Source organism: Actinomyces minihominis (assembly GCF_900187855.1).
GTDB lineage: Bacteria > Actinomycetota > Actinomycetes > Actinomycetales > Actinomycetaceae > Scrofimicrobium > Scrofimicrobium minihominis.
In genome coordinates, this window is record NZ_FYEG01000001.1 from 276,592 (window position 1) to 289,063 (window position 12,472).

General features: G+C 57.5%; 11 protein-coding genes and 1 tRNA gene. 6 read left to right on the plus strand and 6 right to left on the minus strand.

The genetic code is table 11. From position 1 onward, the window contains the following. Positions 1-13: 13 nt before the first annotated feature. Both CS903_RS01365 and CS903_RS01370 read right to left on the minus strand, forming a co-directional pair. Positions 14-1,720: a glycoside hydrolase family 13 protein gene (locus tag CS903_RS01365; protein ID WP_099331745.1), complete on the minus strand. Its 1,707-nt coding sequence runs from the start codon at positions 1,718-1,720 to the stop codon at positions 14-16. A gap of 81 nt (positions 1,721-1,801) precedes the next feature. Beyond that, a complete protein-coding gene (locus CS903_RS01370; protein ID WP_099331746.1) occupies positions 1,802-3,112 on the minus strand; it encodes an aspartate kinase in 1,311 nt (436 codons plus the stop codon). A 151-nt stretch (positions 3,113-3,263) separates the two neighbouring features. Between CS903_RS01370 and CS903_RS01375 the strand changes: the two genes are divergently transcribed. Both CS903_RS01375 and CS903_RS01380 read left to right on the plus strand, forming a co-directional pair. Next, positions 3,264-3,512 carry a hypothetical protein gene (locus CS903_RS01375; protein ID WP_099331747.1) on the plus strand — a complete coding sequence of 83 codons (249 nt, stop codon included), beginning with the start codon at positions 3,264-3,266 and terminating at the stop codon, positions 3,510-3,512. 161 nt (positions 3,513-3,673) lie between these two features. Beyond that, positions 3,674-4,483 carry a hypothetical protein gene (locus CS903_RS01380; protein ID WP_129587552.1) on the plus strand — a complete coding sequence of 270 codons (810 nt, stop codon included), beginning with the start codon at positions 3,674-3,676 and terminating at the stop codon, positions 4,481-4,483. On the opposite strand, the gene CS903_RS01385 is transcribed toward CS903_RS01380, so the two are convergent. Continuing rightward, complete coding sequence (locus CS903_RS01385) at positions 4,480-4,836, minus strand: MFS transporter (protein ID WP_129587553.1); 357 nt, start codon at positions 4,834-4,836, stop codon at positions 4,480-4,482. The genes CS903_RS01380 and CS903_RS01385 overlap by 4 nt on opposite strands. A gap of 541 nt (positions 4,837-5,377) precedes the next feature. Here CS903_RS01385 and CS903_RS01390 point away from each other — a divergent pair. From CS903_RS01390 to CS903_RS01405, 4 genes are all read left to right on the plus strand, one after another. Beyond that, positions 5,378-6,004 (plus strand): MarR family winged helix-turn-helix transcriptional regulator, encoded by a 627-nt coding sequence (locus CS903_RS01390; RefSeq protein WP_099331750.1) that lies wholly within the window; start codon positions 5,378-5,380, stop codon positions 6,002-6,004. After that, a complete protein-coding gene (locus CS903_RS01395; protein ID WP_099331751.1) occupies positions 5,977-7,383 on the plus strand; it encodes a cryptochrome/photolyase family protein in 1,407 nt (468 codons plus the stop codon). The genes CS903_RS01390 and CS903_RS01395 overlap by 28 nt, the downstream gene beginning before the upstream one ends. Before the next feature lie 132 nt (positions 7,384-7,515). After that, positions 7,516-9,366: an AMP-dependent synthetase/ligase gene (locus CS903_RS01400; RefSeq protein WP_099331752.1), complete on the plus strand. Its 1,851-nt coding sequence runs from the start codon at positions 7,516-7,518 to the stop codon at positions 9,364-9,366. Continuing rightward, complete coding sequence (locus tag CS903_RS01405) at positions 9,363-10,295, plus strand: DUF1295 domain-containing protein (RefSeq protein WP_207203715.1); 933 nt, start codon at positions 9,363-9,365, stop codon at positions 10,293-10,295. Before CS903_RS01400 ends, CS903_RS01405 begins: the two co-directional genes overlap by 4 nt. Positions 10,296-10,604: 309 nt before the next feature. On the opposite strand, the gene CS903_RS01410 is transcribed toward CS903_RS01405, so the two are convergent. The 3 genes from CS903_RS01410 to CS903_RS01420 form a co-directional block, all read right to left on the minus strand. Beyond that, positions 10,605-10,677, minus strand: a tRNA-Arg gene (locus CS903_RS01410). 91 nt (positions 10,678-10,768) lie between these two features. After that, the gene (locus CS903_RS01415) at positions 10,769-11,554 is read right to left on the minus strand and encodes a glycerophosphodiester phosphodiesterase family protein (RefSeq protein ID WP_242491688.1); all 786 of its coding nucleotides are present in this window, start codon (positions 11,552-11,554) and stop codon (positions 10,769-10,771) included. Beyond that, positions 11,554-12,417 (minus strand): M23 family metallopeptidase, encoded by an 864-nt coding sequence (locus tag CS903_RS01420; protein ID WP_164996633.1) that lies wholly within the window; start codon positions 12,415-12,417, stop codon positions 11,554-11,556. The genes CS903_RS01415 and CS903_RS01420 overlap by 1 nt, the downstream gene beginning before the upstream one ends. Between the last annotated feature and the right edge of the window lie 55 nt (positions 12,418-12,472).

Consider the following 12,472-nt stretch of genomic DNA (forward strand, 5'->3'; position numbering starts at 1 on the left):
GGTGATCAGCCTGTCAGTTCGCGAGGAGCCACGCGGTGGTTTCACCGGGAAGCTTGCCGTCGATCAGTGGACGTGAGGTGAGCAGGAGGGTGCCCTGTGGGAGAGCTACAGGCTCATTCGAGAAGTTCATGATGACGCGCCAGCCGTTGGGACGGATGAACTGCAGGACCTCATTGGAGCCCGTGTCCTCCCACTGAAGCTTTTCTTCCGTCAGCAGTCGCTTGCGCAGCGCCATGGCACTGCGGTACAGGTTAAGCGTTGAGTTCGGGTCGGAGTCCTCAACATCAACCGCGTGGCGGGCGAACCAGTGCGGCTGGGGGAAGTGGGGGGACCCGGTACCGAAGCCAAAACCGGCCTCGTCGGCCACCCAGGGCAGAGGCACGCGGGCACCATCGCGACCCACATCAACTCCGGTGTTACGGAAGAAAGTGGGGTCCTGGCGGTCCTCATCCGCAATATCCCCCACCTCGTGGAGGCCGAGTTCCTCGCCCTGGTAGATGTAGGTGCCGCCCGGAAGCGCCAGCAAAAGCATGGTTGCCGCATCAGCGCGTCGGTTCCCCCGCTCCAAGTGCACCTCATCCGGGTTCCCACCGCGCAGAAGCCAACTCTGACCGACAACGTCCTCGACGGACCGATCGAGGTCGGGCAGGCCGTAGCGGGTGGCGTGACGGACCACGTCGTGGTTGGAGAGAACCCAGGTGGTTGAGGAGTTCGACTTTTCAGCCAACTCAAGATTGTGATCGATAATTTCTTTGAACTGGGGGGCGTGGAAGTCGGCGCGCAACAGGTCGAAGTTGAAGGTTTGACCCAACCCCTCAATGCTGGCGTACCGGGCCCGGCGCTCCGGGTCGTCAACCCAGGCCTCCGCCACCGCCACGCGGGGCGGATCGTAGCGGTTGAACACTTTGCGCCAGCCGCGATAGACATCGTGGACCTCATCGCGATCCCAGATGGGGTGGCTACCATCCCAGGGCATCTTCTCCATCTCTGCCCAGGATGGAAGTGGATCCGGACCAAATACGACCTCCTGGTCCTTGGTCAGGGAGTGTGCCACGTCAATCCGGAATCCGTCGACACCGCGGTCTGACCAGAAGGCAAGAATGTCCTCAAACTCTTGGCGAACCTCAGGATTCTCCCAGTTGAGGTCGGGCTGCTCAGGAGCGAAGGTGTGCAGGTACCATTGGCCATCTTCGACCTGGTCCCACTGCGGGCCACCAAACATGCAAATCCAGTCGGCGGGAGCAACGCTGTTGCCGTCTTCATCAAGGGGTCCGTCACGGAAAATGTAGCGGTCGCGCGCCGGAGAACCCTTCGGGGAGTTCAGTGCCTCTTGGAACCAGACGTGCTTGTCAGAGGTGTGATTGGGGACGATGTCAACGATAACCTTGATACCGGCCTCGTGGAGCGCTGCCGTCATCTCATCAAAGTCCTCAAGGGTACCCAGTTCCGGGGCAACATCACGGTAATCCGCCACGTCGTAGCCACCGTCTGCGAGCTCCGAGGGGTAGAACGGGCTGAGCCACACGGCGTCAATCCCCAGTTCCTTCAGGTAGGGAACCTTGACCGTGACGCCGCGGATGTCACCAAGGCCATTGCCGTCGGCATCGTAGAACGACCTCGGATAAACCTGGTAGACCACCGCCTGACGCCACCACTGGTCATCCGGAACCTCGATGGGGACAATGTCTTCAAGCGAGGCGTGCAAGTTCTGCGGAGTCATTGGGCGGATCCTTTCACATCGTTATGGCAGTCCCGTAAAGCCTACAGTGGACCACCCCTGTGAGGGTCCGCGGAACCCTTCCTAAATGGCTGAGTAAAGCGCCCTAACCGCATCATCAAACTGGCGGTCTTCGACCCCGATGAGGATGGATAGTTCCGAGGCGCCCTGCGTGATAATGCGGATATTGATCTTGGCTCGAGCAAGCTTGGTGAAGACCCGCGCCGCGATTCCGGGGGTTGAAACCATGCCGCGTCCCACAACCGCGATCAGGGAGATACCGTCCTCAACATGGACGGCGTCCGGGTGGCAGAAGATCCGAATCTCTTCGACAACCTTGCTGAGGTTGAAGCGCACGGCGTCGCTACGTACCACCACAGAAACCGAATCGATGCCAGAGGGGATGTGGGCGATCGAAACCCCGTTGGTCTCAAACACAGAGACCAGCTTCCGCATAAAGCCCTTCTCTTCGTCCATCAGTGTCTTCTCAAGGGTGATCACCGTGAACTGCTGCTTGCCTGAGATGCCGGTAATACCGCTCTGCCCCACCCGTTCCTGATCGGAAACGATGAGTGTTCCGGAGTCCTCTGGACGCTCAGTGTTGCGGACATTGATCGGAATGCCCTTTTCACGCACCGGGAAGATGGCTTCTTCGTGGAGGACGGAGGCACCCATGTATGACAGCTCACGAAGCTCCTTGTAGGAGACGGTTTCGATCGGGGCTGGGTTGTCCACCACCCGCGGGTCAGCCTGCAGGAACCCGGAGACATCCGTCCAGTTCTCATACATGTCGGCATCCACGGCGCTGGCGATGATTGCGCCGGAGACATCCGAGCCACCGCGGGAGAAAGTATGCACCTCTCCGTCCTCGTCTGCCCCGTAGAATCCCGGGATCACCGCGCGGGGAACATCGGCAAGAACCTCCTGAAGTCGAGCTTCTGTGCCCACCGGGTCGTACTCGCCCTCCCTCGAAAAGACAATGACATCCGCGGCATCAACAAACTCAAAGCCCAGGTACTCGGCGAGGAGCAGCCCGTTCAGGTACTCGCCTCGACTGGCGACGTGCTCGGTGGAAGCGCCCCCTGCAATCTCACTGCGGACCTGTTCGAGGGCGGCCTCAAGGTCCTGCTTCAGTCCCAGCCCCTCATAGATCTCGCGGTACCTCTGGGCGACCAGGGCAAAGACCTCACCGAAGTCGATACTGTGCTGTGCCAGCTGGTTGCACATGTAGAGCAGGTCCGTCACCTTGTGATCGTCCCCGCGGCGCTTACCGGGGGCGGAAGGCACCACGTAACGACGCGCCTCATCCCGGGCAATAATTTGCTTCGCCGCCATAAAGTGCTCGGCATCTGCCATGGATGATCCACCAAATTTTGCGACAACAACGCGTGACATGCTTCGACCTTTCCCTGCTTCTCTGGGTCGCGCCAAGTCTAGGGCCACCGTGCAAACCACATGTTTTCGGTTCGGGTTTTGGTCGATTCGGGGTAAACTCACGGCAGTAAATGCCTCGCGGGCCCAGGCGCCCCACACGAAAGGAACACACGTGAGCGATCACCACCACAGCGATCACAAAGAAAACCTCAACCGCATGGAGCGCCGCGGAGAGGCAGAAGCCGTACACGTCGACGACCTCGACCTCAACACCGAGCTGCAGTCGGACCCCAACCTGGGTGAGTTCACCAAGGATGAGATTCAGACCGGCGCTGGCAAGGACACCCCGGGTGAGAACCCGAACCGTGAGTGGGCTGTTGATGAGCGTGAGGCGCAGAAGGACCTTGACGACCGCTCGTAGTTCCTCATTACTCTGATAGAGGACCCGCTACCGTAACGGTGGTGGGTCCTCTTTGATTAGGTGGAAAGCCAAGGCGGAAGTTCAAGTGAGGGGGCGTGTTGAAGCGAGCACAGCGAACATGGGCAGCGATTCGATCGCGCTCTAGACTATCGGCACCGCAGGTGATTGCAACGGCGTTGGCCGCCATCACCATGGCGGTCGTGTCGTCGCGCCTGACTTCGTTTTCGTCCTCAATCCTGATCGTCGGCGTCATCTCGGTGGTTTCCGCCCTGTCCAGCGAGTTCTATCGGATCGTCATCACCTCCAGCGCTGAGAAGACGAAGCAGGTTGTGGCTCCGATCCTGGGGCATGTCGATCCTGCGCTGGCGGAGGATGCGACAGCCGTCCTCGGCAAAGTAGATGAGGGGGAAGCCGCCGACGGGGAGGCTTTAGACCAGACGAAGGTGCTCCCTGTTCCGGAGGCCGACGTCATCGAGGGAACTGTTACAGTTCCCGAAACAGATGAGAAAAGGCCTGGTTTTTGGCGCATCATGCTCTCCAACCAGGTTGTGCAGATGTCTCTGATTTTCCTGGTGGTCGCACTGATTACCGTTGGTGTTTCCTACGGGGTAGCCCGCGCCCAGGGTGGGGATGAATACAACAGCAACTACTACACCAGCATCACTCAGTCTCTGTCCGAGGAAGATAAACAGGCTCTGCTAGATGCGGCAGCGGCTATTGCCAAAGCCGAAGCTGAGGCGAATGGCCAGCAGAGCTCCTCCGTTACTCCGGAGGTCAATCCTGAGCTTGAGGGCGCCCTCGCAAAACTCGAGCAGCTGGTGAATGAGAATGCCCAGCTTCAGGCAAACATCGACTCCCTCAGCCAGTCCCTGGAAAGCGAGCAGGCGAAAACCAACGAGCTCCTGGCCCGCCTGGAGGCGCTGGAGGCCCTTCTCGGGCCCCCGACCGAGGACACTCCGGCCGAGCCCTAGTGCTTTGAAGCCACGTCCTTACGTCGTACTACATCGACCAGGTTGGCCACCAGCGCAAATCCCGAGGCGAGCGGAATCCAGCCACGACCCTGCTGCGGGTAGAGGGTCATGATCAAGAAGATGGCGGTGAAACCCGCAAAGTAGAAGAAAGACGCCGTGACACCAAAAACAAACGAGGAATTCTTGTAGAGTCGCGGATCCAGGAGTGCGGCACCACCACCCCGGCGATAGGACTTCTCCCAAAACAGCAGGACGATGATCAACGCAGCCAAAACTATGGAGAACTGCCCTATGTTTTGTCGGATGCTACCGCCGCTATCGCCCTGTGTCGTAGCAACTTGGTCTTGCGTCAACCTGATGCCCTACCCTAGCTAGGCATGGGCCCCTCTAACCTGCGCACCCTTGCCCGGTATGTAAAGTGCCCCGAACAGTGTCTAGTTGCTGGACTTAGTTCACTGATGTCACGGAACATCATTCACAAAACAGTGTGGATGTTGCACTACATCCCTCACCCCCACAACTTTCACTTCACACAGATATTGCTAGACATGGGGCCTTTGCATATCTCGGTGATGGCTTTGTCAGACAGTAAGTGTGGCTTGCTCTTGCACTGTGGTCTCGTACTCGACCGGCGTCGAATGTCCCAGTTTGGCTTGTCGGTGATGACGGTGATAGGCACGTGCGATCCAGATCACGATTGCGAGCCATAGCTCTTTTCTGGTGATCCAGCTGCGTCGATTGAGGAAGTTGCTCTGTAGCAAACTGAGAAACGCTTCCCTCGCCTTTGTACCGCATTTCTTAGTACCCTGAGCGCAGATACTTACGGTTATCTACTATCTATCCTCGCTAACAATATCTTTAGCTTAATACCCACATTCCTCATAGAATGTAACAATGTCAAACGACACGACCGAATACCCTCAAGGGACTGCCCAGATTTTGCGTCCAAAGGACGAAGAGCCCCAGTCTGTGGAGAGTTCGCTTTATGACGTCAACGCCAGCGACCCGCAGGGACGCCTCGTCGACCGATCCGCGCTCAGCGTTGAAGATGTTGCACAGATCACCCGCCTTATGAACTCGATGGCAAACCTGAGGCGTTCTGAGGAAGAACTCTCGAAAGCGTCCCAGAAGTTCATGCAGCTCAGCGAGAAGGAGATGCAGGCAATTCATTTCTTGATTGTGGCCGCGAACCAAGAACAGATCGTGACTCCGGGCGCGATCGCACGGCACCTCGGCATCACCAGTGCTTCAACCACAAAGTTGCTTGACCGCCTGGAGCGAGATGAGCACATCGTACGAAGTCCGCACCCAACGGACCGGCGCGCACTGTCGATCAGAGTCACAGAACAGACTCACGCTATAGCCCGTGACACGGTTGGAAGAACACATGCCAATAGATTTATTGTCGCAGCGGCTCTCGATCCAAGGGAGCGTGAAGTCATAACGAAGTTTCTCAATGAAATCGCCGACCGCATGAGGCAAGGTCACGAAGGATGGAACGTCACGAGAGTCCGGCCCTGAGCGATGTGAGCGTCGTCTGGTTTCGAGACGACCTGCGTACTTCTGATAATCCTGCACTTACCGCGGCGCTCAATCGAGGCTCATCGGTGTTGGCGCTGTACGTTCTCGACGAAGAGTCTCCGGCGATCAGGCCACTAGGTAGGGCTTCACAATGGTGGCTGCACGAGAGCTTGCTCTCGCTGGAACAGTCCCTTGCCGAGCTCAATATTTCGCTAGTGCTACGAAAAGGAGCTGCGGGATCGGTGGTTCCCGATGTCGTCAGAGACTCTGGAGCAACTTCGCTCTTCTGGAATCGACGCTACGGACCTGGCGAGATCGCCGTCGACACAGAACTGAAGCAGAGGCTTCGCGCTGAAGGCGTACATATTGAGAGCTTCCAGGCGTCGCTGCTCTTTGAGCCTTGGACAATCAAGACTGGCCAGAGCTCTCCCTACTCCGTGTTCACGCCGTTCTGGCGCGCATGTCGCAGCAAAGCCGATGCATTACGGCTCCCACTCCCCACCCCGCCTCGCTGTAACCTTCTGGCACCTGCACTCGGCTCAGAAGATATCACCACCTGGGCGCTGCAACCTACGGATCCTGACTGGGCCGAAGGATTACGGCAGACCTGGACACCTGGCGAAACGCGTGCGCACGAGCGACTTTATAAGTTTCTTGAAGATGGTCTCGAAACATACTCCGTCGGCCGCGATGTGCCTGCAGAGCACGCAACGTCTGGCCTTTCGCCGCACCTTCGTTGGGGTGAGCTGAGTGCTCACCAAGTGTGGCATGAGGTGCAGCAAATCCGAACTCACCTGTCACCCGCAGCATCCGAGGGCGCAACGAAGTTTCTCACCGAAATCGGGTGGCGCGAGTTTGCGTGGCACGTACTCTTTTACTTCCCAAACCTCTCTGAATCCAACTGGAGAGTCGAGTTCAATGAGTTCCCCTGGAGCAGAGCGCATCCGGACGAGCTTTTAGCATGGCAGCGTGGCACAACCGGATACCCACTGGTCGATGCGGGGATGCGGGAACTCTGGAACACCGGCACCATGCACAACCGGGTACGAATGGTCGCTGCTTCGTTCCTAACAAAGAACCTGCTCATAGATTGGCGCGTAGGTGAGCGATGGTTCTGGGACACACTCGTTGATGCAGATCAGGCCAGTAACCCCTTTAACTGGCAATGGGTGGCGGGTTCCGGCGTCGATGCAGCCCCGTATTTCCGGGTGTTCAACCCTGAGTTGCAGGCGAAGACGTTTGATCCTCAGGAATCCTACATTCGGCAACATATCCCCGAGTGGGGTTCCCAAAGGTACCCACAGCCAATTGTTGCCCTCGACGAATCGCGACGTGCCGCACTCGCCGCCTACCAAAGAGTAAAACGTCCAGGCTCATGAAACCTGAGTCAAAATACTTATTGCTCGGATAATAGTTCTCTGGTTAGAATGACTCTTGGCTAGCAACTCTTGGGTTTTGTGGAAACCGAAGATGGTGCTCGGCTGAGTGTTTTCATTCCGACAGGAGCGCATATGTTTAGGGAACATTCGACGCCGCTACTGGTTGATATCGACGGGTACCGCAATGTCACTGAACTGCTGAAGCGGCGTGCAGAAGATGCCCCCCAGCATGTTGCGTTTGAAGTCCCAGAAAAATCCGGAGATCTTTCTGCGCCGTGGCAGCCCATTTCAACACAGGACTTTCTTGCCGAAGTCTCAGAGTTAGCAAAGGGATTCATTGCGGCGGGCGTGAAGGTAGGGGATGCCGTAGCAATCATGTCGGAAACTCGGTACGAATGGGCAGTAGTCGATTTGGCTGCCTGGTTCGCCGGAGCCGTCGTGGTGCCAATTTACGACACGGCTTCACCCGCCCAAGTTGCCGCAATAATTCGAGACGCAGACGTGCAAATCGCTGTGGGAGGAAGCCCTGACCAGATAGACGTTCTTCGCCAGGCGGTTCGCGAAACCGATATGGATGTGCTCGGCGTCTGGGCAATGAGTGCTGGTACTACGGGTCTGAACGACCCAACAATCAAGGACCTTGCGGCACGTGCAACTGAGGTGTCTGATGACGAACTCGAACAGCGTCGCTTGGCAGCAGGCCCCGACTCACCTGCAACCATCGTCTATACCTCCGGTACAACCGGAGACCCCAAAGGCGCGGTTCTGACCCATCGAAACTTCATCGGCCAGGTACTGAACATCGCTGCAGCGTACGGCGACGTGGTCCACCCCGGTGGAAACACGATTATCTTCCTGCCACTCGCGCACGTACTTGCCCGTGGGTTGCAGCTCATCTGCATCGCGAGCGGAATGCGCATCGCCCACCTTGCAGACCCGACAAAGGTGGTGGCAACGCTCAAAGTCCTCACACCGACTTTCCTGGTCGTCGTGCCACGAGTTCTCCAAAAAGTGCAGGAAGCCGCATCACAGAAAGCGGCAGATATGGGTCTGTCTGCTCTCTGGCGGGCTGCATGCTTGACTGCGATCGAGTGGGGAAAACAGCGCGAAGAGGTTGACTCTGGAAGTGCACAGTTGCCATCACTTGGGCTCCGTATCCGCCATTCTTTTTTTGATCGACTGTTCTTTCGTAAGCTTCGTGCAGTTCTGGGGGGCCGGGTCGATTACATTCTTTCCGGCGGGGCCACCCTCGACGCAGATCTGTCATTGTTCTTCCGCGGAATCGGAGTACCAGTCATCGAAGGCTACGGGCTCACCGAAACGACGGCACCGCTGACGGGTAACTTGCCCGGATCTATTCGTTCAGGAACTGTTGGCGCACCGCTCCCCGGCCTTTCCGTGCGTATCAGTGACGACGGAGAAGTGCTTGCGAAGGGAATCGGCGTCTTCGAAGGGTACCGAGATCCTAAACATGACATTGGCGCATTTGTCGATGGCTACTTTCGCACAGGGGATCTTGGAGTACTTGATACTGATGGGAGGCTCACACTGAATGGCCGGCTCAAAGACGTGATCGTCACTGCGAATGGAAAGACTGTAGTTCCGACGGTTTGGGAGAATGCTGTCGCAGCACATCCACTGATCTCTGACGCAGTGATGATCGGTGAAGGAAGACCGTACTTATCAGCTATTCTGCTGCTCGACCCAGAAGTGATCACCGCGTGGGCGGGAACCGCAGGCGTCAAAAGCCAAATCTTTGACACCACGAGCTTCGACGAAATTAAAGACTCCCGTCTGCTGGAAGAACTACAGTGCGCCGTCGACACTGCCAACGCACTTGTGGCACGGAGCGAACAAGTGCGTCGCTTCGCACCTGTTGCTGCCACGCCAGGCGACAACACACTCACCACACCGACAATGAAGATCAAACGCCGCATCGTTCTTGAACGTGGCGCTCACGTCGTGGACAACCTCTACCGATGACCACCGCGACTGAGAGGAAGAAAAGACCCAACATGTCACGTGCAAATCGATCCGCCCTCTTCACGATCATCGTCGTGCTCGCGATAGGTGCGCTCGTCGCACTTGCGGGTGCGCAAGATAGCGCAGAAATCGACGGAATCCCACTCTTCACCCTTGCTGTTGCTGCCGCCTTCACCATTCAGATCATTGCTTACATCCCAGCAATGATTTTGAAGACTGAGAAGTTCTTTGATCTCACGGGGGCAGGAACATTCACTCTCATTACAATTGTGCTGCTTATTCTCTCTCCTTCGCCGGACACTCGCAGTTGGGTACTAGCGGCCATGGTAATTCTGTGGGCGGTACGCCTGGGCCCGTTCCTGTTCTTGCGAATCCGTAAGGCCGGTGCCGACAACCGATTTGATGACATCAAAGGCAGTCCGCTCGTTTTCCTGCGGGTCTGGATCCTGCAAGGCCTTTGGGTGAGTCTGACCGCATCAGCAGCATGGATTGCAATGAGCAGCAAAGCCGCGTTGCGAGAGCCGATCGGTTGGATTTCAGTTGCGGGAATCGCCCTTTGGGTGATTGGAATGACGTTCGAACTAACCGCTGACCTACAGAAGTCTGCATTCAAGGCAGACCCCAAAAATGCGGGTTCCTTCATTCGCACAGGTCTCTGGTCGCGCTCTCGCCATCCGAACTATTTTGGCGAGATTATCCTCTGGGTTGGAGTGTTCCTGGTGGCAGCTCCTGTGCTTCACGGCTGGCAGTGGATTGCCCTACTATCGCCGATTTTTGTCACCTTGTTACTTACACGAGTCAGCGGAATCCCTATGCTCGAAGCAAGCGCAGACAAGCGTTGGGGCGGCAAGGACGATTACGAAGCATACAAAAAACACACCCCCGTGCTAGTTCCGCGTCTGACTGCTAGCCCACACGGCCAAATGTAGTCAATGGAGCGGCGGCACCCAGACCTGGCCTGGACCACCCGGGCTGTATTGGTGTACTGGTTCTTTATTCACTCTGGTCATGGGGTAGTTTGAGTCTGAATTTTGGGTAGTTGAAGAGGTCGCAGATTGCCCGGGTGAGACCCTTTTGCGTAAAACTCCCACCGCTTCAGGCGTGAACGCTGAAGCGGTCAAGCAAGAGCTACCAACCAAAAGCCCACCACAAGGTGAGCGATGACCCGCAACATCACCGCCAGATAGCAACGAAAAAGGCGAGACAAAGAATAAACTATGTCTCGCCACATCTCAAAGCGCCCCGAACAGGACTCGAACCTGCGACCTTCCGCTCCGGAGGCGGACGCTCTATCCACTGAGCTATCGGGGCAACATCGGCTGGACCAACGCCGATCTACTCTACCAGTTGATTGAAGGGGTCAAACCGTATGCCCCAAAAAATCACCGTCAAGTACCGGGTTTCACACTTCCTGATCGGGCCACTGACCGCGTTCAATCAGAACCTCTTTAAGGAGGCTGGGCCTGTCAGTGACAATGCCATCGACACCCCAGTCGAGGAGACGTTCCATTTGGGAGCGCTCGTTGACTGTCCAAACGTGAACGGCGAGGCCTGCGGTGTGCGCCGTTGCAATAAAACGTGGGGAAACTACCCTCACCCCACGGGTTTTCTCAGGAACCTGCACGGCTCGTGCCTGGTGGCGGGGACCCGGAATGTGCCAGCTCTCAGCATTCGAAACCGTCTCAGATGCCAGCAGAAGACGAACGACGGCGCTGACACCGAGAGATGTTGACAGCTCCGGGCTGCCCAACTCACGGATTTTTTCAAGGCGCTTCTCAGAAAACGAGGCCACCATCACCCGATCTGAGGCCTCGGCCTCGGAAAGGGCGAGCAAAAGGGGTTCAACAACCTCATCCGACTTGGCATCGATATTGAAGTACATCTCAGGGAACATGCTGAGGACGTCAACCAGTCGGTGCGGCGGCTCATCGGCTTCATTGCGGAACTCCTGAAGCTCCGCAAATGTGTAGTCGCCGTAGCGTCCACCCTGTCCGTAAGTCCTCTCCAGGGTCTCATCATGTGCGATGACGACCTCGCCATCCGCGGTGCACTGCACGTCGGTTTCGATGTAGCGAAAACCAAGGTCACGGAGCCTCTCAAAGGCAGCCACCGTGTTCTCAACGGCCTCTTCGCCACCACCGCGGTGGGCCAGAACCAGGGGGAATGGGGCCGCGACGACGGGAATCACTAGCAGTCCTCACCCAGGTAAACAGCACCGTACTGCTGCAGCCACTGCGATGGGGCAAGTGCGTTTCCACTGGCGTCACGGATCTCAAGGTGCAGGTGGGGGCCGGTCGAGAGACCGGAGGATCCAACGGCCCCAATCTGTTGACCCGCAGAGACCTCTTGCCCAACGGAAACCACGACCCCACTTTCATACTGGTGCATATACCAGGAGTCATAGACTGAGCCGTCACTCATAGTGTGGCGAATGACCACGTGGTAGCCGCTGCCCGAATCCCACTCAGCCTTGGTGACAACACCGTCAGCCACCGAGTAGATGGGGGTGCCTGACGCCGCCGTGTAGTCGTCGCCCTCGTGCAGTTTGGAGTAGCCGTAGATGGGGTGGATGCGGTATCCGAAGTAGGAGGTGCCCGCGAAGGTCCCCTCGCGCAGCGGCATGTAGACCATCTGCTGCGCACTCATCTGCCTGGACCCATTGGCCGCTACATCGACCTCTGCAACACAGGGTCGAACCTCAAGGGGAACCCGGTAGCGGGCACGCGAAGCAGCTGCGGGATCACGTCGGAGTTCAACGGAAGAGCCCTCTTCGACGTTTGACTTCACCGAAGCCCACGACTCTTCGACGCCGAATCGACCCGCCACTCGCTCACCATCAGTCGAGGATCCCTCAGTGGCGGAAACCGCGGGCGCGGCCAGGACGGCGGCCAACATGCCGGTAGTAGCTGCAACGCCACTCCAGGTTAGAGCTGCTCGGTTGCGCAGCGCCGGCCCAGCCTGAGGTTTGCGAGGGCGTGAGTAGCCTTCTAGCGAGAGCTCCCCACCAAGACGTTCATGTACTGAACTGCGCTTCGGTAAGGGGCAATCCACCGGGCTCCCACTCGACATCCGTTCTCCAAAATCTCTAGCTGACAGTTCGTTCGGA

Excerpts from the sequence above, each read along its gene's own strand:
- CS903_RS01370 (WP_099331746.1), bottom strand. The coding sequence starts at position 3,112 with ATGTCACGCGTTGTTGTCGCAAAATTTGGTGGATCATCCATGGCAGAT.
- CS903_RS01390 (WP_099331750.1), top strand. The coding sequence starts at position 5,378 with ATGTCAAACGACACGACCGAATACCCTCAAGGGACTGCCCAGATTTTG.
- CS903_RS01365 (WP_099331745.1), bottom strand. The coding sequence starts at position 1,720 with ATGACTCCGCAGAACTTGCACGCCTCGCTTGAAGACATTGTCCCCATC.
- CS903_RS01395 (WP_099331751.1), top strand. The coding sequence starts at position 5,977 with ATGGAACGTCACGAGAGTCCGGCCCTGAGCGATGTGAGCGTCGTCTGG.
- CS903_RS01405 (WP_207203715.1), top strand. The coding sequence starts at position 9,363 with ATGACCACCGCGACTGAGAGGAAGAAAAGACCCAACATGTCACGTGCA.
- CS903_RS01400 (WP_099331752.1), top strand. The coding sequence starts at position 7,516 with ATGTTTAGGGAACATTCGACGCCGCTACTGGTTGATATCGACGGGTAC.